The 24,491-nt window shown below is 72.1% G+C and carries 23 protein-coding genes; 8 read left to right on the forward strand and 15 right to left on the reverse strand.

The features are described 5' to 3' along the window. Positions 1–203 precede the first annotated feature (203 nt). On the forward strand, positions 204–3,602 hold the full coding sequence (locus JOD65_RS23810; RefSeq protein ID WP_191195892.1) for a M4 family metallopeptidase: 3,399 nt from the start codon (positions 204–206) through the stop codon (positions 3,600–3,602). Between the two features lie 75 nt (positions 3,603–3,677). Here JOD65_RS23810 and JOD65_RS15965 read toward each other — a convergent pair whose 3' ends face one another. Both JOD65_RS15965 and JOD65_RS15970 read right to left on the reverse strand, forming a co-directional pair. Next, positions 3,678–4,544, reverse strand: coding sequence for a M56 family metallopeptidase (locus JOD65_RS15965; protein ID WP_191195893.1), 867 nt, complete (start codon positions 4,542–4,544; stop codon positions 3,678–3,680). Positions 4,545–4,557: 13 nt separating this feature from the next. Then, on the reverse strand, positions 4,558–4,947 hold the full coding sequence (locus tag JOD65_RS15970) for a BlaI/MecI/CopY family transcriptional regulator (protein WP_191195894.1): 390 nt from the start codon (positions 4,945–4,947) through the stop codon (positions 4,558–4,560). Between the two features lie 91 nt (positions 4,948–5,038). Here JOD65_RS15970 and JOD65_RS15975 point away from each other — a divergent pair, with 91 nt between their 5' ends. From JOD65_RS15975 to cydD, 3 genes are read left to right on the forward strand one after another with little or no spacing between them, the layout of a single operon-like run. Further along, entirely contained in the window at positions 5,039–6,487 is a 1,449-nt protein-coding gene (locus JOD65_RS15975) for a cytochrome ubiquinol oxidase subunit I (protein ID WP_191195895.1), read from the forward strand. Between the two features lie 39 nt (positions 6,488–6,526). Further along, a complete protein-coding gene (gene cydB, locus JOD65_RS15980) occupies positions 6,527–7,546 on the forward strand; it encodes a cytochrome d ubiquinol oxidase subunit II (protein ID WP_191195896.1) in 1,020 nt (339 codons plus the stop codon). Further along, entirely contained in the window at positions 7,543–10,893 is a 3,351-nt protein-coding gene (gene cydD, locus JOD65_RS15985) for a thiol reductant ABC exporter subunit CydD (protein ID WP_191195897.1), read from the forward strand. Before cydB ends, cydD begins: the two co-directional genes overlap by 4 nt. Here cydD and JOD65_RS15990 read toward each other — a convergent pair. The 3 genes from JOD65_RS15990 to dapA form a co-directional block, all read right to left on the reverse strand. Next, on the reverse strand, positions 10,853–12,634 hold the full coding sequence (locus JOD65_RS15990; protein ID WP_191195898.1) for a GAF domain-containing sensor histidine kinase: 1,782 nt from the start codon (positions 12,632–12,634) through the stop codon (positions 10,853–10,855). The genes cydD and JOD65_RS15990 overlap by 41 nt on opposite strands. 73 nt (positions 12,635–12,707) lie before the next feature. Then, positions 12,708–14,393, reverse strand: a complete 1,686-nt coding sequence (locus tag JOD65_RS15995) for a ribonuclease J (protein WP_191195899.1) — start codon at positions 14,391–14,393, stop codon at positions 12,708–12,710. Between the two features lie 23 nt (positions 14,394–14,416). Then, positions 14,417–15,307: a 4-hydroxy-tetrahydrodipicolinate synthase gene (dapA, locus tag JOD65_RS16000; RefSeq protein WP_191195900.1), complete on the reverse strand. Its 891-nt coding sequence runs from the start codon at positions 15,305–15,307 to the stop codon at positions 14,417–14,419. Between the two features lie 82 nt (positions 15,308–15,389). Here dapA and JOD65_RS16005 point away from each other — a divergent pair, with 82 nt between their 5' ends. Both JOD65_RS16005 and JOD65_RS16010 read left to right on the forward strand, forming a co-directional pair. After that, positions 15,390–15,722 (forward strand): TfoX/Sxy family protein, encoded by a 333-nt coding sequence (locus JOD65_RS16005; RefSeq protein WP_191195901.1) that lies wholly within the window; start codon positions 15,390–15,392, stop codon positions 15,720–15,722. Between the two features lie 39 nt (positions 15,723–15,761). Then, a complete protein-coding gene (locus tag JOD65_RS16010; RefSeq protein WP_191195902.1) occupies positions 15,762–16,565 on the forward strand; it encodes a nucleotidyltransferase domain-containing protein in 804 nt (267 codons plus the stop codon). Between the two features lie 8 nt (positions 16,566–16,573). On the opposite strand, the gene JOD65_RS16015 is transcribed toward JOD65_RS16010, so the two are convergent. From JOD65_RS16015 to JOD65_RS16030, 4 genes are all read right to left on the reverse strand, one after another. Continuing rightward, positions 16,574–16,984, reverse strand: coding sequence for an NUDIX hydrolase (locus JOD65_RS16015; RefSeq protein WP_191195903.1), 411 nt, complete (start codon positions 16,982–16,984; stop codon positions 16,574–16,576). A 300-nt stretch (positions 16,985–17,284) separates the two neighbouring features. Then, the gene (locus JOD65_RS16020) at positions 17,285–17,728 is read right to left on the reverse strand and encodes a GNAT family N-acetyltransferase (protein WP_191195904.1); all 444 of its coding nucleotides are present in this window, start codon (positions 17,726–17,728) and stop codon (positions 17,285–17,287) included. Beyond that, entirely contained in the window at positions 17,725–18,075 is a 351-nt protein-coding gene (locus JOD65_RS16025) for a GntR family transcriptional regulator (protein ID WP_191195905.1), read from the reverse strand. The genes JOD65_RS16020 and JOD65_RS16025 overlap by 4 nt, the downstream gene beginning before the upstream one ends. Beyond that, complete coding sequence (locus JOD65_RS16030; protein ID WP_191195906.1) at positions 18,072–18,566, reverse strand: dihydrofolate reductase; 495 nt, start codon at positions 18,564–18,566, stop codon at positions 18,072–18,074. Before JOD65_RS16030 ends, JOD65_RS16025 begins: the two co-directional genes overlap by 4 nt. 96 nt (positions 18,567–18,662) lie before the next feature. Between JOD65_RS16030 and JOD65_RS23815 the strand changes: the two genes are divergently transcribed. Then, positions 18,663–18,797, forward strand: a complete 135-nt coding sequence (locus JOD65_RS23815; RefSeq protein WP_263575326.1) for a hypothetical protein — start codon at positions 18,663–18,665, stop codon at positions 18,795–18,797. On the opposite strand, the gene JOD65_RS16035 is transcribed toward JOD65_RS23815, so the two are convergent. The 6 genes from JOD65_RS16035 to gcvT all read right to left on the reverse strand — a co-directional run bounded on the left by JOD65_RS16035 (position 18,794) and on the right by gcvT (position 22,909). Continuing rightward, positions 18,794–19,588, reverse strand: a complete 795-nt coding sequence (locus tag JOD65_RS16035) for a thymidylate synthase (protein WP_191195907.1) — start codon at positions 19,586–19,588, stop codon at positions 18,794–18,796. The two genes, JOD65_RS23815 and JOD65_RS16035, sit on opposite strands and share 4 nt — an antisense overlap. A 9-nt stretch (positions 19,589–19,597) precedes the next feature. After that, positions 19,598–19,765, reverse strand: a complete 168-nt coding sequence (locus JOD65_RS16040) for a hypothetical protein (protein ID WP_191195908.1) — start codon at positions 19,763–19,765, stop codon at positions 19,598–19,600. Positions 19,766–19,804: 39 nt separating this feature from the next. Then, entirely contained in the window at positions 19,805–20,584 is a 780-nt protein-coding gene (locus JOD65_RS16045) for a class I SAM-dependent methyltransferase (protein WP_191195909.1), read from the reverse strand. 32 nt (positions 20,585–20,616) lie between these two features. After that, on the reverse strand, positions 20,617–21,471 hold the full coding sequence (locus tag JOD65_RS16050) for a hypothetical protein (RefSeq protein ID WP_191195910.1): 855 nt from the start codon (positions 21,469–21,471) through the stop codon (positions 20,617–20,619). A 75-nt stretch (positions 21,472–21,546) separates the two neighbouring features. Beyond that, entirely contained in the window at positions 21,547–21,798 is a 252-nt protein-coding gene (locus tag JOD65_RS16055; protein WP_300052610.1) for a hypothetical protein, read from the reverse strand. Position 21,799: 1 nt separating this feature from the next. Further along, on the reverse strand, positions 21,800–22,909 hold the full coding sequence (gene gcvT, locus JOD65_RS16060) for a glycine cleavage system aminomethyltransferase GcvT (RefSeq protein WP_191195911.1): 1,110 nt from the start codon (positions 22,907–22,909) through the stop codon (positions 21,800–21,802). 45 nt (positions 22,910–22,954) lie between these two features. On the opposite strand from gcvT, the gene JOD65_RS16065 reads away from it, so the two are divergent. After that, positions 22,955–24,481 carry a leucyl aminopeptidase gene (locus tag JOD65_RS16065; protein ID WP_191195912.1) on the forward strand — a complete coding sequence of 509 codons (1,527 nt, stop codon included), beginning with the start codon at positions 22,955–22,957 and terminating at the stop codon, positions 24,479–24,481. Positions 24,482–24,491 lie beyond the last annotated feature (10 nt).

Here is a 24,491-nt window from a genome sequence, read left to right on the forward strand (position 1 = left end):
CGTCACACCCGTCACACGGACCACACGAGTGCGTGTCGTGCGAGCGCACCCCTTGGGGGGCGGATTGTCCACCCTCCCTTCCCAATTGTCGGACGTCCTACTTATGGTGAGCCGCGTCACTCGGGCGACTTGGGTTCCGGGTGCGTCTCGGAATCGGAGGAAACAGAGTGAAGCTCCTCAACAGAGGACTTGCACTCGCCGTCATGGGGGCTGGCCTTGCCGCACTCCCCACGATCGGCGTGCAAGCAGCACCGGCCGCCAAGGCCGACACGAACGGCGTCGCAGCCATGGCCGACCGGGCCAGTGGCGAGGTCGCCGTCACGCGTGAGGGGGCGACCCACAAGGTCGGCTTCATCCGCGTCAAGGGCGACGGCGACCTGATGCCGGCGCTCGAGGGCAGGTCTGCCGACGCGGCGACGGCCAAGGCCGACGCCTACCTCGACGAGTTCGCCGGCAGCTTCGGTGCGCGCGCCGACGAGCTGCAGAGGGCCGGCGTCGACCGAAGCCCCAACGGTTGGACGATCACCTACACCCAGACCTATCAGGGCGTCGACGTCTTCGGCTCGATGCTCCGGGCCCAGGTGGACCAGCAGGGCGACCTGACTTCGGTCAACGGCTTCGCCGCGCCCGACCTGTCGCTGTCCACCGATCCCCGCGTGTCCGCGACCAAGGCGGCGAGCAACGCCGAAGGACTGGTCGAGGCGCAGCCGCCGGTCAACGACGACGGATCCTTCGACGTCGGCGAGCTGCAGGCGAGCGACCCGCGCCTGGTCGTCTACCGCAAGGGCTCGACCAAGGGCGAGGACGGCGAGTCCGTGCTCGCCTGGTACACCGAGGTCGGCAACGGCGACAACATCCGTGACGTCGTCATCCTCGACGCGTCGACCGGAAAGCCGGTCAACCGTTGGTCGCTGGTGCACGGCGCGCTCGACCGCCACCTCATCGAGGCGGGCGGGTCGAACAACCCCAGCACCTTCACCGAGGTGTGGAAGGAGGGCGACCCGTTCCCCGGCACCCTCAACCAGGACCAGCAGAACGAGGTCAACTTCACCGGCGACTCCTACTGGTTCTTCAAGAACGTCTTCAACCGCGACTCCTACGACGGCGCGGGACACTCGATGACGACCGTCAACAACGACGGCCGGATCAGCTGCCCCAACGCCAACTGGAACGGCACCACGACCAACTATTGCGACGGCGTCACCTCGGACGACGTGGTCGCCCATGAGTGGGGCCACGCCTACACCGAGTACACCCACGGCCTCATCTACCAGTGGCAGGCCGGCGCGCTCAACGAGTCCTACTCCGACGTCTGGGGCGAGACCATCGACCTCATCAACGGAAGGCTCGACGACGGCGAGGGTGACCTCACCACCAAGCGCACTGACGGCATCTGCGCCACCGAGGGGCCGCGTGCGGTCCAGGTCGTGATCAACTCGCCGGCCAACATCGCGAAGGTCTGCGTCGCCGGCAGCGCCAACTGGGGAGCCACGCCGACGACCACGGGCGTCACCAACCAGGTCGTCCTGGGGCTCGACGCAGCCAACACGGACGGCCCGGCCACCAACGACGGGTGCACCGCCCTCACCAACGCGGCGGCCGTCAACGGCAAGATCGGCATGGTTCAGCGCGGCACCTGTCCGTTCACGACCAAGGCGCAGAACCTCGTCAACGCCGGTGCCGTGGGCGTGATCCTCTACAACAACAACGGCGGTGGTCCGTTCGGGCCCGGCGGTGGGGTCAACCCGCCCCTGACCGTCCCGGTGGTCGGCATCTCCCAGGCCGACGGCGAGCGCATCCTCTCGATCCCATCCACCACGGCCGTCAACGCCACGATCCGCCTGTCCGGCACGGACCAGACGGATGACTCCTACCGCTGGCTGATGGGCGAGAAGTCCAGCGCCTTCGGCGGCGCGATCCGCGACATGTGGATGCCGACCTGCGCCGGGGACCCTGGCAAGGTGTCGGATGCCGAATACCACTGCGACACCAGCGACGCCGGCGGCGTGCACACCAACTCCGGTGTGCCCAATCACGGCTATGCGCTGCTCGTCGACGGCGGCACGTCCAACGGCGTGACCATCACCGGCATCGGCCTCGACAAGGCCGCGGCGATCTACTACCGGGCGATGACCGCCTACCAGACGCCGACGTCGGACTTCACCGACCACGCGGACGCGCTGGCGGCCTCGTGTCGTGACCTCACAGGTCAGCCGATCAACAAGCTGACGGTCGCGCCGAACGCCACCCCGGTTGCGGCGACGCCGATCACGGCAACCGACTGCACGCAGGTCGACAACGCCGCCGCTGCCGTGGAGCTCCGCAAGGAGCCCACGCAGTGCAACTTCAAGCCGCTCTTCGAGCAGGGCGCCCCGGCTCCCTGCGGTCCCGGCTACACCACCGACGTGTTGTGGAGCGAGGACTTCGAGGACGGCCTGGCCGGCTGGGGCACCGACCAGGAGGTCGTCTACGACGGCGGGTTCGGCAAGCCGTGGACCACGGTGACCGGCGCCGAGGGGCACGCGGGTCGTGTGGCCTTCGGCAACGCGGACGGCCGTCTTGGCAAGTGCGTCGGGGGCGCGGGTGACTTCTCGAGCCGCGACTCGATCATCAGTCCGATCGTGGAGCTGCCGTCCGGCACCCTTCGCAACCAGCGACTGTCCTTCGAGCACTCGGTCGCGACCGAGCTCGATGTCGACGGCGGCAACGTGAAGGTCGCCGTCAATGGCGGCGACTTCGAGGCCATCCCCGCCGAGGCCTACACCTTCAACGCTCCCGGCACGCTGTTGCCTGCTTCGGCTGGCAACACCAACCCGTTGGCCGGCGAGGACGCCTTCACCGGCACCGACGGCGGCGAGCTCACCACAGCGTGGGGCACGTCCGTCGTCGACATGGGTGCGCTCGGCGTGGTTGCGGGTGACACCGTGCAGTTCCGCCTGGACATCGGTCGGGACGGCTGCGGTGGCGTGACGGGCTGGTGGGTCGACAACATTGCACTGACGATCTGCAAGCTCGCGACCAAGGTCACCGCGGTGCACGTGCCGGAGCCCTCGACCTTCGGCGAGGCCTCCACGGCACGGGTCACGGTCGCGCGCGATGGTTCCACGGGATCGACGCCGACCGGCGAGGTGGTGATCACGAAGGCCGACGGCACCGAGGTCGGCAGCGCCGAGCTCGTCGACGGGAAGGCCTCCGTCCCGCTACCGGCCGACCTGCCGGTGGGTGCCAACAAGCTCACCGCCACCTACAGCGGCAGCGACTCGTTGGCGACCTCCACGGCGGCGTTCACCGCCACGGTGGTCGGCAAGGGCGTCACGGCGTCGACGACCACGGCCAAGGTCAAGCCCGCGAAGCCCCGCTTCAAGCGGGACTTCAAGGTCGTCGTCAAGGTCGCGGCCGAGGGCACGACGCCCACCGGCCGGGTCGTGGTCCGCATCGACGGCAAGAAGATCGGGGCCAAGCGCCTCGACGACGGCCGAGTGGTCCTCACGGTGACCAAGAACCTCGAGGTGGGCAAGCACAAGCTCGTCGCCCGCTACACGGGTTCGGACTCGGTCGAGGACAGCAGCGACAAGCTGACGTTCAAGGTCGTGCGTCGCTGACCTGATCACCGGCTGAGCACCAGCGGCACGCGAGGGCCCCGGCGGAGTGATTCCGCCGGGGCCCCCGTGCGTCCCTCAGACGAGGCGGTCGAGCCAGGGCAGCACCACGAGGAGCGTGGGCAGCGCCAGGATGGCCGCCGCGAGCACGGACACCGCTGTCGACTGCCACGGGTGCGGGCGGGTGTCACGCAGCACCTCGACCCGGGCGGCGAGGCTCGAGCCGGCCGACCCCAGCGACCCGGCGGGCGCCGGTGACCCGGCCAGGGTGACCAGGGCGGAGACCAGGTCCCGGCGGCCGCCCGTACGGCACGCCGCGCGGTCGGCGAGCACCTCGACGAGCACCTCGACCTCGCGACGGGCCGACGCGCTGGCGACCCAGCGCGGGAACGCCAGGTGCAGGACCGTGAAGGCCTCCAGCACCAGGTCGTGGCGCGCCCGCAGGTGCGAGCGCTCGTGCTCGAGGACCGCGCCGAGCTCGGCCGGCGCGAGGCGGGTCAGGGTCGAGCGGGACACGACGATGCGCGAGCGGCTCATGCCGGGCACGCAGTAGGCCACCGGCACGTCGTGGTCGAGGACCGATACTCCCCCGTCCACCTGGGCGACCAGGTCGACCCGCTCGCGGTGCAGACGTCGCATCCGGCGCAGCGAGGTGCCGGTGCGGTGCCCGCTCAGCAGGAGCCGGGCCAGCACGACGACGGTGACCGCTCCCGCGAGGCAGGCAACGACGACGTCACCGGGGCCGGCCGGGTCCTCCCAGAGGCGCGCGGTCACCAGCGACAGCCCGGCACCGAGCGCGGCGAGGACTGCGGCCAGCGCGGCGCTCTGCCAGAGCAGCATCGCGGCGGCCGGCGTGCGACGGAGCCCGGTCCAGCGCGAGAGCACCCACGGCAGCGGACCGGCCAGCAGCACGGCGAGCGCGCCGAGCACGACAGGGGTCGGCATCGCCGGCGCCCGGTCAGGCCAGGTCGTCGAGGGCGCGTCGCAGGGCCGCGAGGTCCTCGGCGCTGGCCTCCCCCACGAACGAGACCAGAGCCTGTTCGCGGTCGCCGCGCGTGCCCTCGAGCGCCTCGTGCATGACCTCGGCGGTCATCGCGGCCCGGGTGAGTCGAGGTGCGTAGCGGAACGCCCGTCCGTCGCGCTCGCGGACCACGACGTCCTTGCGGGCAAGTCGGTCGAGCACGGTCATCACGGTCGTGTAGGCCAGGTCCCGACCGTCGCGCCCCTGGAGCCGCTCGTGCACGGCGCGGCCGCTGACGCCCGGGCGCTCGGCATCGGCGCCGTCGAGGTCCCACAGGGCCTCGAGGACGGCCTGCTCGAGCTCTCCCACCCGGGACCTTGGACTCATGGCACAAGAGTCTAGAGGCCCTGCCCGTCGAACTACGACACGACGTAGTATCTACTACGCTGTGTAGTAACTCCTTCGCCGAAAGGGTCTCATGGACGTCCTCGACATCGCCCGGTGGCAGTTCGGGATCATCACCGTCTACCACTTCCTGTTCGTGCCGTTGACGATCGGACTCACAGCGGTGATCGCCGGGCTGGAGACGGCGTGGGTGCGCACCGGCAAGGAGGACTACCTCCGGCTGACGAAGTTCTTCGGCAAGCTCTTCCTCATCAACTTCGCCATCGGCGTCGTCACCGGGATCGTCCAGGAGTTCCAGTTCGGGATGAACTGGTCGGACTACTCCCGCTTCGTCGGCGACGTGTTCGGGGCGCCGCTGGCCATCGAGGGGCTGCTGGCCTTCTTCCTCGAGTCGACCTTCCTCGGCCTCTGGATCTTCGGCTGGGACAAGCTCCCCCGCGGCCTCCACGCCGGCTGCATGTGGCTGGTGCACCTCGGCACCCTGGCCTCGTCGTGGTTCATCCTCGCCGCCAACTCGTGGATGCAGCACCCCGTCGGCCATCGCTTCAACCCCGAGACCGGCCGCGCCGAGCTGACCGACTTCTGGGCGGTGATGTTCAACAAGGTCCAGGTCGTGACGTTCCCGCACGTGATCTTCGCGGCGTACATGACCGCGGGCACCTTCCTGCTCGGCGTCTCGGCCTACCTCTACATGAAGAAGAAGCACGAGGCCGACCGGCCGATGTACCACCGCGCCATCCGTATCGGCGCGGTCATCACCCTGCTCGCCGGGATCGGTGTGGCCGTCACCGGCGACCTGCAGGGCAAGGTGATGACCGAGGTGCAGCCGATGAAGATGGCGGCCGCGGAGGGCCTCTACGAGACCAGCGACAGCTGCGCGCCGTTCTCCGTCTTCACCCTCGGCACCCCCGACGGGAAGGAGGAGAAGTTCGCCGTCACGATCCCCTGCCTGTTGTCCTTCCTCGCCACCGGCTCCTTCGACGGGAAGGTCGAGGGCATCAACCCGCTGAGCGAGCAGTACGTCGAGACGTACGGCTCGGACCCGACCTCGACGACCTACACCGACGGCGACTACACCCCCGTCATCCCGGTGACCTACTGGTCGTTCCGCTTCATGATGGGCCTCGGCATCTTCGCCGCGGCCGGCGCGGCACTCATCCTGTGGCTGACGCGCAAGGGGCGTACGCCCGGTGTCCGCTGGCTCGGCGTGCTCGGGCTCAGCCTGCCGATCGCGACGACCCTCGCGTCGTCGTGGGGGTGGATCTTCACCGAGATGGGCCGCCAGCCGTGGGTCGTCTTCGGGCTGATGACCACGGAGTCCGGCGTCTCGCCCGGCGTCTCCGTCTTCGAGGCCGCGACGTCGCTCGTCGTGCTCACCTCGCTCTACGCCGTGCTCGCGGTGATCGAGGTCAAGCTCCTCGTCACCTACATCAACAAGGGCGCTGATCCCTATGAGGAGCCGCCCCGCGTCAAGGTCGGCGGCTCCGACGACGAGGACGCCCCGCTCACCTTCGCCTACTGACCTCCCGCCCGATCACGAGAGAGACACCAGAGAGACACCATGGAACTGACCACCGTCTGGTTCGCCCTGATCGCCGTGCTGTGGGTCGGCTACTTCTGCCTCGAGGGCTTCGACTTCGGGGTGGGGATGCTGCTGCCCGTGCTGTCCCGCAACGAGACCGAACGACGCGTCATGATCAACACCATCGGGCCGGTGTGGGACGGCAACGAGGTCTGGGTGCTCGTGGCGGGCGGCGCGACCTTCGCCGCCTTCCCCGAGTGGTACGCCACCCTCTTCAGCGGGTTCTACCTGCCGCTGCTGCTGATCCTGGTCGCGCTCATCGTGCGCGGGCTCTCCTTCGAGTACCGCCACAAGCGGGAGGCTGACGCCTGGAAGGGCCGGTGGGACCTCGCCATCATCTGGGGGTCGTTCGTTCCGGCGGTGCTGTGGGGCGTCGCCTTCGCCAACATCGTCGCGGGCGTCCCGATCGACGCCGACAAGGAGTTCACCGGCACGCTCCTCACCCTGCTCAACCCCTACGGCCTGCTCGGCGGCCTCGTCACCCTGACGCTCTTCGCCACGCACGGGGCGATGTTCGTCGCGCTCAAGACCGACGGCGACATCCGCCACCGCGCCCGCGACCTGTCGGTGCGGATCGGCGCGGTCGCCGCCCTGCTGGCGGTGGTGTTCCTGGCGTGGACGCAGGTGAAGACGGGCACCGCCGCCTCGGCGGTCGTCTTCGTGGTCGCCGCACTGTCGCTCGTCGGCGCGCTCTTCGCGGCGATGCGCGGCCGGGAGGGCTGGGCCTTCGTCGGCACGTTCCTCACGATCGGACTCGCCGTCATCGGCCTGTTCGTGGCGCTGTTCCCCGACGTGATGCCGTCGACGACCGACCCCGCCTTCTCGCTCACCACCACCAACGCGGCGGCGACGGCGTACACGCTCAAGGTGATGACGTGGGTCGCGGTCGTCTTCACCCCGATCGTCCTCGGCTACCAGGCGTGGACCTACTGGGTGTTCCGCAAGCGGATCGCGGTGCACCACATCCCCTCGCCGGTCCTCGCGGACGCGGCGAAGTGAAGCCGCTCGACCCGGCCGTCGTCCGCCACCTCCGTCCCGCGCGCGGGGCCCTGTCGCTGGTCGTCGTCAGCGGGGTCGTCGGGGGGCTGGCCACGGTGGCGCAGGCCTTCGCGCTGGGTGCGCTCGTGGTCGCGGCCGTCACGCCGCCGGCCGGCGGCTGGGCAGGTGCCGCGTGGGCGTTCGGCGGCCTCGTGCTGCTGCGGACCGCTGCGGCGTACGTCGGTCAGCGGGGCGCGGCCCGCGCGGCGGGCGAGGTCTCCGGGGCGCTGCGACAGCGACTCCTGGACGCCGCAGGCCGCAGCGACGACCTGTCGCCCGCCCGCCTCGTCGTGCTGGCCACCCGCGGCGTCGCCGGCGTCGAGCCCTACGTCACCCGCTACCTCCCCGCGCTCGTGCCGGCCGCCGTCCTGCCCCTCGTCGCGCTCGCCGCGATCGCGTGGCTCGACCCACTCTCGGGCCTGGTGGTCGCGCTGACGCTGCCGCTGGTCCCTGTCTTCGCGGTGCTGGTCGGGCTCACGACCCGCGACCGTGCCCGCACGCAGTGGCGCGCGCTCGAGGCGCTGTCGGGGCACTTCCTCGACGTGGTGCGCGGGCTGCCGACCCTCGTCGCCCACCGCCGCGCCGAGGCACAGGTCGGCACGATCCGGTCCGTCACGCACCGCTACCGCCGCGCGACCGTCGACACCCTCAAGGTCGCCTTCGCCTCCTCGTCGGTGCTGGAGCTGATCGCCACCCTGTCCGTGGCGCTGGTGGCGGTGACGGTGGGCCTGCGGCTGGCGTCGGGGAGTGTCGGCTTCCAGGTCGCCCTCACCGTCCTGCTGCTCGCCCCCGAGGCCTACTGGCCGCTGCGCCGCGTGGGCGCGGAGTTCCACGCGGCCGCCGAGGGCACCGCCGCCCTCGCCGATGCCGACGACCTCCTGGCGCGGGCCGGGTCGGTCGAGCCCGGCACGGCGCTGCCCACCACGACCGGTCTCGCGCTGCGCGACCTCGAGATCGGCTACGCCCCCGGCGCTGCCCTGACCCGTCCGCTCGACCTCGACCTCCCCGACCGGGGCCTCGTCGCGATCGCCGGGCCGTCCGGCTGCGGCAAGTCGACGCTCCTGGCCACGCTCCGCGGCGAGCTGGCACCCCTGGCCGGCGACGTCACGCTCGGCGGGACGCCGCTCGCCGACCTCGACCCGGGCTGGTGGCGCAGCCTGGTCGGGTGGGCACCGCAGCGGCCCTGGCTGATGGCCGACACTGTCGGCGCCAACGTGCGGATCGGCCGTCCCTCGGCCGGCGACGACGAGGTGTGGGAGGCCCTGCGCAGCGTCGGCCTCGCCGACGTCGTACGCGCCCTCCCCCACGGCATCGACACGACGCTCGGCGAGGACGGTGCCGGACTGTCCGCGGGCCAGCGGGCCCGTGTCGCGCTGGCCCGCGTCGTGCTCGCCGGGCGTCCGGTCGTGCTGCTCGACGAGCCGAGCGCGCACCTCGACGAGGAGACCGAGCAGGTCCTCCTCCAGACCCTCGCCCTGCTCGCGCAGCGCAGCCTGGTGGTCGTGGTGGCCCACCGGCCGGCCGTGCTCGCGGCCGCCGACCGGGTGGTCGAGCTGGTGCCGGTGACCACCCTGGTGGCCGCGGACGACACCCGACCGGCCGGTGCGGACGTCGTACGCCCTCAGCGTCCGGCGGCCCCTGCGGTCGTCCCGGCCGCGGTCGACGAGCGTCGGCCGCGGTGGGGCATCCGGACGGCCACCCTGCTCGGCGCCCTGTCCACGGCGTCCGGCGTCGCCCTCACCGCGACTGCGGGCTGGCTCATCACCCGTGCCAGCGAGCAGCCGCCGGTGCTCTACCTGATGGTGGCGATCGTCGGGGTGCGCCTCTTCGGACTCGCCCGCCCGGTGCTCCGCCACGCCGAGCGCGTGCTCAGCCACGACGTCGTCCTCCGCGAGCTGGCCGAGCGTCGGGCCAGGGTCTTCGCCGACCTCGTCCCGCTGGTCCCCGGTCGCCTCGGCCCGCGCCGCGGCGACCTGCTCACCGGTGTCGTCGACGACGTCGACGCCTTGCTCGACGACCGGCTCCGGGTGCGCCAGCCGCTCGTCACCGCGGCCCTCGTCGGCGGGGGCGCCGCCCTGCTCACCGCCCTCGTCGCCCCGGTGGCGGGCGCGGTGGTGCTGCTGGTCGCCGGCTCGGGGGCGCTCGCGTTCGTGCTCGCCCGCCGCGGCACCGCCGCCGCCGAGCCGCTCGTCGTCACGCACCGCGCGCTGCTCGGGACCCGGGTCGAAGAGCTGGCCCACGGGCTGCGCGAGCTCGAGCAGTGGGGCGCGACGGACCGGGCCCTCGACGCCGTCCGCGAGGAGGGGGCAGGGCTCTCCCGGGCCGTACGACGCTCCTCCCGCGCCGTCGCAGCGGGTACCGCCCTGACCACCGCGGCGGCCGGGCTGGGCGTGGTCGCCGTGGCCGCCCTCGTCGACCCGGCAGCCACCTCCCCCGCCCGTCTGGCCCTCCTGCTGCTCGTGCCGCTCGCCCTGGCCGATGCCGTCGGCGGGCTGGCCGACGCCGGCGCCCTGTCGGTGCGCGCACGTGCGGCGCGCGAGCGCCTGGACCGGCTCGCCGTCACCGCTCCGGCGGTCAGCGACCCTGCCGCTCCCCTGCCTCTGCCCGCCGGTCACGGCGTCGTGGTGCGCGGTGCCGAGCTCGGATGGACCGACCGTCCGGCGCTGGCGCTGGACCACCTCGTCCTGCGGCCGGGTGAGCACCTCGGGATCACCGGGCCCTCCGGGGCCGGGAAGTCCACCCTCGCCGCCACCCTCGTCCGCTTCATCGACCCGGTCAGCGGTGAGGTGCTGCTCGGCGGGACCGACCTGCGGCGCCTGTCCCTCGACGACGTACGCCGCCGGGTCGGGCTGGTCGACGACGACCCCCACGTCTTCGCCTCGACGGTCGCCGAGAACGTCCGGCTCGCCCGGCCGGACGCCGGCGACGACGAGGTCCGCACGGCCCTGGACCGGGCGTGCCTCGGCGCGTGGGTGGACGGCCTGCCCGCGGGCATCCACACCCACGTCGGCTCCGGCAGCCACGAGGTGTCCGGGGGCGAGCGTGCGCGCCTCGCCCTGGCACGCTCGCTGCTGGCGGACCCGCCGGTGCTCGTGCTCGACGAGCCGACCGCCCACCTCGACGGGCCCACCGCGCGGGCGGTCGCGGAGGAGATGCTCGACTCGGCGGCCCGGGTCGGACGGTCGATCCTGTGGATCACCCACGGCACGGTCGGGCTCGACGCGATGGACCGGGTGGTGCACCTCGAGGCGGGGACGGCCGCCTCGGTCAGTCGGCCTGCTCTCGAGGCGAGCGCAACGGGAGCGTGAAGGTGAACGTGCTCCCCTGACCCAGCTCGGAGGACACCGACAGCGTCCCACCGTGCGACTCCGCGATCCGCTGCGCGATCGGCAGCCCGAGCCCCGTGCCCGGCACCGACAGCGCGTTCGGGTTGGTGGACCGGTGGAACGCGGAGAACACGTGCTGCTGGTCGGCCACCGAGATGCCGAGGCCGGTGTCGGTGACGTCGACACTCACCTCGTCACCACCGACGGTCATCGCCACCGACACCGACCCGTCCTCGGGCGTGTACTTCACGGCGTTGTCGACCATGTTGTCGATCACCCGGGCCAGCTCCTCGGGGTCGCCGAAGACCACCACGGGCGTCGTCCCGGGCGGGTCGAAGTGGAGCCGGACGCCGGCCTGCTTGGCGCGGATGCTGAGCAGGTCGACGCTGGCCTCGCACAGCTCGGCGATGTCGACGGCCCGGCGCACGGTCTCGCGCCTGCCCTGGATCCGCGAGTAGTGCAGCAGGTTGGCGACGAGGTTGTTCAGCCGGCCGGCGTTGCGGATGATCGCGTCGATCGAGGAGAGCTCGGGGTGCCGGTCGGCAATGAGCTCGGCATGGCCGAGGATCGCGGTGAGCGGCGTCTTGAGCTCGTGGGAGATGGTCGCGATCAGCTCGCTGCGGTAGCGAGCGAGCTCGCGCAGCTCCTGGACGAGGCGCTGCTCGGTCTCCAGGACGCGGGACGCGCGGACGGTCTGGGCCAGCAGCCGCCCCACCTCGAGCACCGCGTCGGCCTCGTTGGCGGTCACAGCGCGGGCGTGGCGGGCGAAGCCGAGCACGAGGTAGCCGACCAGGTCGTCCTGCGACACGAGCGGCGACACGAGCGCACGGTCGACGCGCATCCCCCGCATCAGCTCCTGCATCCGGGCCGCGCTGCGGGGCAGCTGCGGTGACGACGGGTCGTCGACGCCGAGCTCGATGAGCACGGGGAGGTCCTCGAGGCGGGTGAGGTCCTCGCGGATCTCGGGCACGTCGTGCTCGGAGGTGAAGGCGTACGGCGTCCCGACGCCGAGCTGGCTGCCCTGCGCGTCGGTGGGGAAGGTGCGCACCACCGTCTGCACCGTGCCGAGCGACTCGGCGACGGCCACCACGGCCGCGCCGAGCGCCTGGGACAGGTTCTGGGCGGTCGCGGCGCCCGCCACGGTGGTGAGCATCCGGTCGAGGCGCACGCGGTCGGTGAGGCGCTCGCGCTCGCGGGCGTTGGACAGTGCGACGCCCGCCTGCACGGCGAACATCTCCAGCAGCTCGCGGTCGGCCTCGTCGGGCACCCGGCCGTCGGCCGGGAGGTCGACGGCCATGTTGCCGAGGAGCTCGCCGCCCGCCGAGTAGAGCGGTGCATAGAGGGCGTGCTGGGGGTGCCACGCGTCCGGGTCACCGGACGGCTGGAACTCCGGGATCCACGCCGCCTGCAGCCGTGCCGCCGACATCCGCCCGGCCGGCACGAAGCGGAGGATGCCCCACTTGTCGGCCTCGCGGAACTCGTCGAGGATCTGCTCGGCCGGGGTGCGGCGGTGGAGGATCTGCGCGACCACGTCGGGCGGGCCCGCGACGTGGGTCATCACCAGCACGTCACCCTCGAGCCGGGCGATGGCGGCGACGCCGTAGCCCAGGACGTCGACGACACCGTGGGCGATCTCCTCGAGGATCACCTCGGTGTCGGTGGAGGAGTTGACGCGCCGCATCAGCTCCGCCAACCGGCTCAACGCGCCCTGGCTTCGCGGCATGTCCACCTCCCCACCCAGGCCCGACGGCCCCACTCCTGCTGGTCCCACCGTCCCCGCGTTGATGCTAGGGCCGTCAGGCCTCGATCACCACAGGAATGATCATCGGACGCCGGCGGTGGGCGCGGTTGACCCAGCGACCGACCACACGGCGGATGGTCTGCTGCAGCTGATAGCTGTCGTTGGTGCCGTCGGCGATGGCGGCGTCGATCGCGTCGATGATCGGCTGCCGGATCTCGGCGAAGGTCGACTCGTCCTCGGCGAAGCCGCGAGCGTGGATCTCCGGTCCCGAGACCACCTTGCCGGTCACGGAGTCGACGACCACGATGACCGACAGGAAGCCCTCCTCACCGAGGATGCGGCGGTCCTTCATCGACGCCTCGGACACGTCACCGATGGTGGTGCCGTCGACGAAGACGTAGCCGACCTCGACCTTGCCGGCCACCTTGGCGACGCCGTCGATCAGGTCGACGACGACGCCGTCCTCGGCGAGCACGACGTTCTGCACCCCGGTGGCGCGGGCGAGATCGGCGTTGGCCCGCATGTGGCGGACTTCGCCGTGCACCGGCATCACGTTGCGCGGCTTGACGATGTTGTAGCAGTAGAGCAGCTCACCGGCGCTGGCGTGACCGGAGACGTGAACGAGCGAGTTGCCCTTGTGCACGACGTTGGCGCCGAGGCGCGAGAGCCCGTTGATCACGCGGTAGACGGCGTTCTCGTTGCCCGGGATCAGCGAGCTGGCGAGGACGACGGTGTCGCCCGGCTCGAGGTGCACGAAGTGGTGGTTGTTCTGGGACATGCGGCTCAGTGCCGCGAGGGGCTCGCCCTGCGAGCCGGTGGAGACCAGGACCTGCTTGTGCGGCGGCAGGTCGGCGAGCTCCTTGGCCTCGACCATGACGCCGGGCGGCACCGTGAGGTAGCCGAGCTCCTGGGCGATGGCCATGTTGCGCACCATCGAGCGGCCGACGTAGCCGACCTTGCGGCCGTGGGCCGCCGCTGCGTCGAGCACCTGCTGGACGCGGTGCACGTGGGAGGCGAAGCACGCGACGATGATCCGCTGGTCGCTCTTGGCGAACACCCGGTCGAGCACCGGGGCGATGTCCTTCTCGGACGTCGTGAAGCCGGGCACCTCCGCGTTGGTCGAGTCGGTGAGGAAGAGGTCGACGCCCTCGTCGCCGAGGCGGGCGAACTCGTTGAGGTCGGTGATCCGGCCGTCGAGCGGGAGCTGGTCCATCTTGAAGTCGCCGGTGTGCAGCACGACGCCGGCACCCGTGCGGATCACGACCGCGAGGGCGTCGGGGATGGAGTGGTTGACCGCGACGAACTCCAGGACGAACGGCCCGAAGGTGATCGTCTGGCCCTCGGCCACCTCGTACTGCGCGGTCTCCTTGAGGCGGTGCTCGCGCAGCTTGGAGCCGAGGAGCGCGAGGGTGAGCTTGGAGCCGACGAGGGGGATGTCGCCGCGCTCGCGCAGGAGGTAGGGCGTGGCGCCGATGTGGTCCTCGTGGCCGTGGGTCAGCACCAGGGCCTCGACGGCGTCGAGGCGGTCACGGATCGGGTCGAAGTCGGGGAGGATCAGGTCGACCCCGGGGTGGTGGTCCTCGGGGAAGAGCACGCCGCAGTCGACGATCAGCAGGCGGCCGTCGTACTCGAAGACCGTCATGTTGCGGCCCACCTCGCCCAGTCCACCGAGCGGGATGACCCGGAGGCCTCCTGCCGGGAGGGGGGCGGGCGCGCTCAGGTCGGGATGGGGATGGCTCAAGGTATTCCTTCGGTGTCAGTGGTTCAGATGAGGCCGGCGGCAGCCAGACCCGTGCGGAGCGCCGCGACCTCGTGGTCGTCGAGCGCGACGAGCGGGCCGCGGACGCGGCGGTTGTCGAGCACGCCGAGCAGCTCGAGGGCTGCCTTGGCGGTGGTGGCTCCGTAGTTGGGGACGCCCATCACGGCGTCGAAGGCCGGGAGGAGCGACGTGTGGATGCGGAGGGCCTCGGCGTGGTCGCCGCTGACCCAGGCGTCGATCATCGACGCCAGCTGGTCGCCCGCGGCGTGCGCGACGACCGAGACCAGGCCCACGCCGCCGTAGGCGAGGTAGCCCAGGGTGGCGACATCGTCGCCGGAGTAGACGGAGTAGCCCATCTCCACCAGCTGCGCGGTGCGTGGCAGCAGGCCGGACGCCTCCTTGACCGACGTGACGTGGTCGTAGCGGCGCATCGCCTCGTAGGTGTCGAGCTCGATGAGGCTCGCCGTGCGGCCCGGCACGTCGTAGAGCATGACCGGGAGGTCGGTCGCCTCGGCCACCGAGGTGAAGTGGTGGCGCAGGCCGACCTGGCCGGGCTTGTTGTAGTAGGGGCTGACGAGGAGCACGCCGTCGACGCCGATCTTCTCCGCCTGGCGGGCCAGCTCCACGGAGTGTGCGGTGGCGTTGGTGCCGACGCCCGCGACGACGCTCGCGCGGTCGCCGACCGCGTCCTGCACGGCACGGAGGATCTCGCCGTCCTCGGCCACCGAGGTGGTGGGGCTCTCCCCCGTCGTGCCGCTGACGACGACCCCGTCGTTGCCGTGGTCGATGAGGTGCGTCGCGATCCGCGCGGTGCCCTCGAGGTCGACGCTGCCGTCCTCGTGGAACGCGGTGGCCATCGCGGTGAGGAGGCGGCCGAACGGGACGGTAGAGCTCATGGTGAAAGGTTATCGCCCCGGTCCGGGATGACAGTCAGCGCCGAGCCGGGTGCCTGTCGGAGGGCTGACCTACGCTCGCCGCATGGCGTACGACGAGGAGCTGGCGCAGCGGATCCACGACCTGCTCGATGGCGAGCCCGGCGTGACGTCGAAGAAGATGTTCGGCGGGCTCGGCTTCATGGTCGACGGGCACATGGCGGTCGCGGCCGGGAGCCAGGGCTCGCTCATGGTGCGGGCCGACCCGGCCGACGGCGCGGAGTGGGCCGACGGCACGTCCGTGACGCCGATGGAGATGCGCGGGCGGCCGATGTCCGGGTGGCTGCTGGTGGCCTCCGACGCGCTCGCCGACGACGACCAGCTCCAGTTGTGGGTCGACCGTGGCGTCGCCTTCGTCCGGACGCTGCCTCCGAAGTAATCGATTGCCCTCACCCGGCCGAGCGCGTTGGCTGGCGCCGTGACGCTGACCCTGGACCTTCCCGAGCACCTGGCCGCCACCGACCGCGCACTCATCGCGGCCCTCGCCGAACGCAACCTCGCCGACCACGGCGACGGGCTCCTCGGGCTGGTGCTGTCGGGGTCCGCCGGCCGCGGCTTGGCCACGGACAGGTCGGATCTCGATGTCCTGGTCGTGCTGAGTGACGAGGCCGCCGCGGAGAGGACGACGGCGCACTCGTCCGAGGTGGACGAGATCCCGTGGTCGCGGTCCGAGCTCGACACCGTCGGGACCTTCGGCACGGAGGACTGGTGGTGCCGCTGGTCCTGCGCCTGGGCGCCTGTGCTCCTCGACCGCACGGACGGCGCCCTGGCCGACGCCGTCCGCCGCCAGGCGACGCTGTCCCCGGAGGAGGCCGACGGCGTGCTGATCGACCACGACCGGCTGGACGGCTGGCTCAACTTCGCCTACCGCGCCCTCAAGGGCGACCGCGACGGCCGCTCCCTCGAGACGCGCCTCGACGCGGCCGAGTCGGTGCCGTGGCTGCTCGACGTGGTCTTCGCGATGGCCGGCCGGGTGCGCCCCTACAACAAGTACCTCCCCTGGGAGCTCCGCACCCACCCACTCGAAGGCTGGCCGGCCGACGACCTGCTCGGGCTCGTCGAGCGCACTCTGGAGGGCGACGTGGGCGCGATCCGCGAGACCTTCGCCCGGGTGCGCCCGGCCTGTTCGTCGTACGACGCCTCCCGCGGCCACACACGCACGACCGACATGGTCCAGGGCTGGGGCGAGGAGCTGCGGCTGTTCGAGGTGCGCGCCGGCTGAGGGCCCGCTCAGGCCTCGCCGGCCGTCGCCCGGATGACGGGCAGCACGTGGTGCTCGAGCATCGGAGCGAGGTCGTCGGGGTGGTCGTGCAGCGGGGTCCAGCGCACCTCCGCGATCTCGGCGGACGCCACCGGGTCGGCGTCGGACTCCACCCAGAACACCGTCGAGTGCAGCGAGTGCCCCGGCTCGTTGGCCGCCTCGGAGAGGAACTCCCCCAGCAGCGTGGCCGACTCGATCTGCAGGCCGACCTCCTCGTAGGTCTCCCGCAGCGCCGCGTCCCGGGCCGACTCGCCCGGCTCGAGCTTGCCGCCGACCAGCATGAACCGCTCGGTCCCCCGCTTGCGGACCGTCAGCACGTGCCCGTCGCGCACGAGCGCGACGGCCGCGACGACGATGTGCCTGTCCCGGTCGACGTCCATGGGCCGAGGATCGCAGGTGGCCCCGGACATCACTCAGCCACCCTGACCGGGGCTTACCCGGCGGGTGGCTGAGTGATGCTGCTCGCTGGTCCGTCAGCCGCCTCTCGGCGAAGGGCCGCTCGAAGCGGCAAGTGGTGAGGCCCGGGGGCATGAATGCGGAGCCAGCTGTCCGGTCCAACGGCGACCGGGCCGGGTTCATTCCCGGCAGTCGCGGACGACCTGCGTCACGTGCCCGGGCAACAACCGCCGCACGTGTCCGAGAGGTGGCCCCGCCCGGGATGTTTGGGCCGTGCGACCAGCTCAACCCTGCAGATGCAGGTCGATGAACGCAACGGTGTCGCCCTCGAGGAGATAGCGGTCGTGCTCGACGAAGCCGCGCGCGAGGGCGAACTGCAGCCCTTCCTGGTTCGAGGCCAGGACCACGGTCTCGATCCTCACGGCGCCGGCCGATCGTGCCTGTGCGAGCTCCGCCTCGAGGTAGGCGGACCCGAGACCCCGACCGCGGTGCTCGGGCAGGATGCGGACGATCACGGTGGCCACCCGTCCGGGACCAGAGGGTGGGCGCACGGTGGCGTTGCCGACCAGCTCGTCGTCCGCGTAGGCGATGGTCAGGCGGTTGCGGGCGGAGCGCTCGGCCACCTCGGCTGCGGACAGCGGGGCGCTCGGGATGATCGCATTGTGGATCGCGCGCCACTCCTCGAGGAGGTCGCGCGTCGCGACGACGATCTCCAGGGCAGCGGTCACGACCCCAGCGCGCGGCGAACGGCGTCGAGGGCGTCGTCGTCGCTCAGGCCCAGCGTGCGCACCGAGGCGACGTACGACGACGCGGCCTCGCGCAGCGACCGCTGGACGCCCGACCCGGCGACGAACGTCCCGGCGCGGCCACGGGTCTCGACGACGCCGAGCGCCTCGAGCTCCTTGTAGGCGCGGGCCACGGTGCCGGCCGCGAGGTCGAGCTCGTCGGCGAGGGCGCGCACGGGTGGCAGGCGGAAGCCCGCGTCGAGGGTGCCGGCGTCGACCTGCGCGCGGATGCCGTCGCGCACCTGCTCGAAGGGAGGGACGCCGGAGGACGGGTCGACGGCGAGGTTCACGCGGCCGGGTCCATCCGCTCCAGCCACACGCGCTCGTAGCCGTCGAAGGCCTCGCGCCGTGTCTCCACCCACTCCCCGGCGGGGAACTGCGGGTAGTGCACGTCACCCTCGGGCTCGAGGTCGACCTCGGTCAGCACCTGGTGGGTGGCGTGCGGCAGCAGGGCGTCGTAGACCTCGCCGCCGCCCGCGACCATCAGGTCACCGGACTGGGCGCCGGCCAGCTCCAGCGCCGCCTCGACCGAATGGGCGACCAGCACCCCCTCGTGGCGCCAGCCGGCGTGGCGGGTCAGCACGATCGTCGTCCGTCCGGGCAGCGGCCGGCCGATGGACTCGAAGGTGGTGCGGCCCATGAGGAGGGTGTGCCCCCAGGTGAGCTCCTTGAACTGCGCCTGCTCGCCGGGGAGGCGCCACGGGATGTCGGGGCCGTTGCCGATCACCCGGTTGCGGGCATGGGCCGCGACGAGGACGACGCGCTGGTCGGGACGGAGCACGGGACCGACCCTACTGATGGACGGTCCATGGGCCCTGTTCCCTGCGCCGGGGCCCTGTCACGGTGGAAGGTAGATCCCCGACCTCCGGAGGCTCCGATGAGCACTGAAGACAGCCCGACCTGCCCCGACTGCCACGCCGTCGTGGCCGACCTCACCGCCCACGAGCGGTGGCACACGCGTCTGGTGGCCGACGTCGCGAAGGCGGTCAGCCAGGCGCTCGAGCGCCGCTAGACCGCGATGGGCGCCTTGATGCCCGGGTGGGGGTCGTAGCCCTCGACCGCGACGTGCTCGAGGTCGAAGCCGTCGATCTCGGTGACGGTGGGGTCGAGGACGAGGCGCGGCAGCGCGCGCGGCTCGCGCGAGAGCTGCAGCCTGGCCTGCTCGACGTGGTTGAGGTAGAGGTGCGCGTCGCCCATCGTGTGCACGAAGTCGCCCACCTCGAGCCCGGTCACCTGGGCGACCATGTGCGTCAGCAGCGCGTAGGACGCGATGTTGAACGGCACGCCGAGGAAGGTGTCGGCCGAGCGCTGGTAGAGCTGGCAGGAGAGCCGGCCGTCGGCGACGTAGAACTGGAACAGCGTGTGGCAGGGCGGCAGGGCCATGTCGTCGACGTCGGCGACGTTCCATGCCGACACGATGTGGCGACGCGAGTCCGGGTTCGTGCGGATGCCCTCGACCAACCGGGCGACCTGGTCGACGTGCCGGCCGTCGGGCGTGGGCCACGACCGCCACTGGTAGCCGTAGACGGGACCGAGGTCGCCGTTGTCGTCGGCCCACTCGTCCCAGATGGTGATGCCGCGGTCCTGCAGCCACTTCACGTTGGTGTCGCCGCGCAGGAACCACAGCAGCTCGCCGAAGACCGATCGCGTGTGCACCTTCTTGGTGGTCACGAGGGGGAACCCCTCGGACAGGTCGAAGCGCATCTGGTGGCCGAAGACGCTCAGCGTGCCGGTGCCGGTGCGATCGGTCTTCTCGACCCCCTCGTCGAGGATCCGCTGGAGCAGGTCGAGGTAGGCGCGCACGGGACGACTCTACGACGCCGGATCAGGGGACCAGGACAACCTTGCCGGTCGTCTCACGAGCAGCCATGGCACGGTGCGGCCGAAGGGTCCCGGCTCGCCCTCGCGCAGGACGGTGTCGAGGAGCAGCACCTCGGGACCGCCGTGCTCACGCTGCCCGATTGCTGTCATCGTCGCCATGGCGACGACGCTAGGAGCTCACGTTGACTTGAGGTCAAGTCAGGAGCGGGGCACCCGCGCCTCGACCAGCACGCACTCGACGTCGAAGACGAGGTCGGGTCCGTCGCGCCACGGCGCGTCCAGGACGTCGTACGCCGCTCGCAGGCGGGCCCGCACGTCGTCGGTCTGCTCACGCCACAGGACGCCGAAGTTCCCGACCGAGGTGAGCCCCTCCCACAGGTCGTCGGCGGCGACGCGCCACCGCCAGGCGTGCGTGCCGGCGTGGGTGACGGCCAGCCTGGCCTCGCCGAGGATGCCGGCGAGACCGTGGGGCGAGCGCTCGAAGTCGCGCTCGGCCGGCAGCCGGGGCGACGGGGAGCGGGTGGCGCCGGCGGCGTCGAGCAGCCCGCTCCACATGACCGCCTGCGGCGGTGGGGTCGCGGCCCAGATCGTCGCGCGCACGGTGCCGCCTGGCGCGGCCACCCGCGCCAGCTCGCGCGCCCCGGCGCGGGGGTCGTCGACGTGGTTGAGCACGAAGGACGCCGTCACGGCCTCGAAGCCGTCGTCGGCCAGGGGCAGGTCGGGAAGGCCGCCGACCACCACGTCGGCGCCGAGGGCCGCCGAGGCCAGCGCCGCCATCTCCGCGTCGGGCTCGACCCCGACGGCGTCGTGCCCCGCCTCACGGGCCGTCCGCACGAGCGCGCCCGTGCCGCACCCGACGTCGAGCAACCGCCCGTCGCGGGGCAGGCCCGCCACCAGGACCGGGATCGCGCCGGCGCAGAGGCCGGCGAAGCTGCGTGCGTAGGCGTGCGCCACGCCTGTCCAGAGTGCTTCGGCCACGAGGCGGGACCCTAGCGACCGGCGCCGACGCCTCAGCGCAGCCTCACCGTGCCGCCGGCGACGACCGTGACCGGCTCGTCGCACGTCAACTCCGTCGGGCACACCACGACCGCGCGACGCCCGGTCTCGGACTGCCGCAGCTCGTCCTCCGCCCCGGCGCGGCGTGCGGAGTCGACGAGGTGGGCCCATCCCCCACCGGGCAGGGGCACGCTCTCCACCAGCACGTCGTACGCACCGAGCCCGAGAAGTGGCGGCGGCGTCAGGACCGCGTCGAGCGCGGAGGTCTCGTCGGCCGGCTCGACCCCACCCTCCGCGTCCACCCGCACCACCTCGCCGGTGCGCAGCCGCGCGACAACGGCCGGGCCGTCGGCGACGAACGCCTCGACCTCCGGGAGCTCGACCACCACGTCCTCGAGGTGCAGCTCGCCCTCGGCGTACCACGCGACCGGGAGCCGGTTGGCCTCCGCGCGCACCGCCGGTGGCTCCGGCTGCGCCGCCCACCACGCCCACCCCGCGGCCAGCAGGGCCACGACGGCGAGCCCGACGACGGCGCGAAGGGCGCCCCGCCGTCGACGCGCGGCACGCACCTCCCCCGCGCGCTCGAGCCACTCCTCCGGCCCGTCATGCGGGTCGCGAGGACGTACGGCGTGGGGCACCGGCTCTCCCGGCCGCACGGGCAGTCCCGCCCGCTCCCGCGCCTCCGCCCAGAGCGTGACGTCGACCTGCTCGTCGCGCACCCGGCGATGCCACGAGCGGCGGGCGGCGAGCAGGGCCTCGGCGACCGCGAGCCGTGCACGGTCGCCCGGCACGCCCTCGTCCTCGAGCCCGCCGACGAGGTCGGGCCAGCGCGCGTCGACGTACGACGCGAAGTCGGTCCGCTCCGTCATCCCACCTCCCACCGTCTCGCCACTCTGGGCGAGGCGTCGTGGACCTTTCGGATCCGGTGGCCGGCGCGGATGGGTTCAGGCGCTCAGCGACATCGGGCCGTAGACCTGGCGGTCGTGCTCGAACAGCGTCACTGCAGCCACGCCGTGCTCGGCGAGGTCGGCCCAGATCTCGCCGACCCACGACTCCGCGTCGCCCTGGTTGGCAAAGCGCTGGTCGGAGTGGCCGGCGACCTCGACAGCCTCGCCGGACGCGTCCTCGAGGCGCCACCACCACGGCCGCTCGGCGGCCGAGGGCTGGCGGAACGTCGGGGGCTGGCCGGGCAGCACGTCAGGACTCCTTGACCGACGGGTCGACGAAGGGCGGCTTGACCAGCTGGAAGATCTCGCGCCGGCCGCGGATGTCGACGCCGACCTGCGCGTCCTCGGCGACCATCGTCGGGATCAGGGCGAGCCCGATGCCCTTCTTCAGCGTCGGGGAGAACGTGCCGGACGTGATGTCGGCCAGGGGCACGTCGTGGGTCAGGGTGACGCCCATGCCGGGTCGCGGGATGCCGCGACCGACGGCGACGAGGCCGCGCAGGCGACGCTTGGGCCCGTCCTCCTTGACCTTCACGACCGCGTCGCGGCCCCAGAAGGTGTCCTTCTTCCACCCGACCGCCCACGACAGCCCCGCCTCGACGGGGTTGGTCTCGAGGCTGATGTCCTGGCCGTGCAAGGGATAGCCCATCTCGGTGCGCAGCGTGTCGCGGGAGCCGAGGCCGCACGCGGTGATGCCCCACTCCTCGCCGGCGGCCATCAGTTCGTCCCAGAGCCGGCCCGCCACGGAGTTGGCGACGACCAGCTCGTAGCCGCGCTCGCCGGTGTAGCCGGTGCGGCACACGACGACGCCGACACCGGTGTCGCCCAGCTCGGCCTCGACGAAGGTCATGTAGTCGTGACCGGTGGGCAGTCCGACCTTGTCGAGCACCTCGTCGGAGCGGGTGCCCTGCACCGCCAGCACGGCGTAGTCGTCGTGGTGGCTCCTGACCGTCACTTCGTCGGGCGCCGCGGCGGCGAGGCGGGCCACGACCTCGGCGGTGTTGGCCGCGTTGGGGATCAGCAGCACGTGCTCGAGGTCGTGCCAGTAGGCGATCAGGTCGTCGACGATGCCGCCGGACTCGTCGAGGCAGAGGGTGTACTGCGCCTTGCCGGGCTCGATCTTCGCGAGGTCGTTGGACAGCGTGGCGTTGACGAAGTCGGCGGCGCCCGGACCGGACACCATCGCCTTGCCGAGGTGGCTCACGTCGAAGATGCCGACCGACTCGCGGACGGCCGTGTGCTCCTTCACGACACCGGTCGGGTACTCCAGCGGCATCGACCACCCACCGAACTCGGCGAACTTCGCACCGAGGGCCTCGTGACGGTCGTGGAGGGGCGACTGCTTGAGCGATCCGGCCATGGCGCGAACCTACCGCAGCAGGAATTGCGTCAGGTCTCGCCTAGCATGCCGCGGGTGACCACCTACGCCCTCCGCAGCGCCAGCCCCGCCAAGACCCGAGCCGACGCCGTCGTCGTGGGAGTAGTCGCCGGCCCGAAGGGTCCACGGTTGTGCGACGCCGCTGCGGACGTCAGTGCGGCGTACGGCCGCCGACTGCGCCCCTTCCTCTCCACCATGGGCGTGACCGGCAAGGCCGGCGAGGCGGTCCGGACGCCGACGCGCGACGAGGTCAACGCCCCGCTCCTGGTGTTCGTCGGCCTCGGCGAGGACCCGACCGACCCCATCGCCGTACGCCGTGCCGCGGGCGTCGCGGCCCGCAACGTCCCCAACGCCGCCTCGGTCGCCCTCGCCCTGCCGAGCGACACCCCCGAGCTGGTCGCCGCGGTGGTCGAGGGCCACCGCCTCGGCGGCTACACGTTCACCGCCTACAAGTCCACGAAGTCCGAGACCACCGAGCCCAACGACGTCGTCGTGCTCACCGCGATCGCGCGCAAGGCCGACGCCGTCGCCGCCCTCGAGCGCGCGGAGGTCCTCGCCGACGCCGTCGCGCTGGCCCGCGACTGGGTCAACACTCCGCCGCGCGACTGCACGCCCCCGCTGCTGGCCGAGCTCGTCACGGCCGCGCACAAGGAGGTCACCAAGGGCCGCGGTGCGCCCAAGGTGAAGCTCGAGGTGTTCGACCACGAGCAGCTCGCCGAGATGGGCTGCGGCGGCATCCTCAGCGTCGGCGACTCCTCGGACGCGCCGTCCCGCCTGGTCAAGCTGACCTGGGCGCCGCAGGACGCGGTGGCGCACCTCGCCCTGGTCGGCAAGGGCGTCACCTTCGACTCCGGCGGCCTCACCATCAAGCCGTCCGCGAGCATGGTCAACATGAAGGGCGACATGGCCGGAGCGGCCAGCGTCGTCGCGGCCACCCTCGCGATCGCGCGGCTCGGCCTGCCGGTCAAGGTGACCGCGTTCGCGCCGATGGCCGAGAACATGGTGTCGGGCACCGCCACCCGCCCCGGCGACGTCATCACCATGCACAACGGGTCGACCGTCGAGATCGCCAACACCGACGCCGAGGGCCGGATGCTGCTGGGCGACGCGCTGTCGCTCGCGGTGCAGGAGGAGCCCGACGTGGTCGTCGACATCGCCACCCTCACCGGCCACATGCAGCTCGCGCTGGGCGACAAGGTCGGCGCCGTCATGGGCACCGACGGCGAGGTGCAGGTCGTCCTGGCCGCAGGCCGGGCCGCCGGCGAGCAGCACTGGCCGATGCCGATCCCGGAGGAGATGAAGGAGCGCATCAACTCCTCCAAGGTCGCCGACCTGCTCCAGCACGACTGGGTGCGCTGGGGCGGCGGCCTCTACGCGTCAGCGTTCCTGCGCGAGTTCACCGGCGGGTTGCCGTGGGCGCACCTCGACATCGCCGGCAAGGAGATGAACACCGGTGGTCCCTACGGCCACGTGCCCTCGGGCGCCACCGGCTTCGGGGTCACCACGCTCGTGGAGATCGCGCGGTCCCTCACCGAGGGCCGGTCCGAGGACTGACCCGGGCTCG

The sequence above is a fragment of the Nocardioides cavernae genome, assembly GCF_016907475.1.
Taxonomy (GTDB): domain Bacteria; phylum Actinomycetota; class Actinomycetes; order Propionibacteriales; family Nocardioidaceae; genus Nocardioides; species Nocardioides cavernae.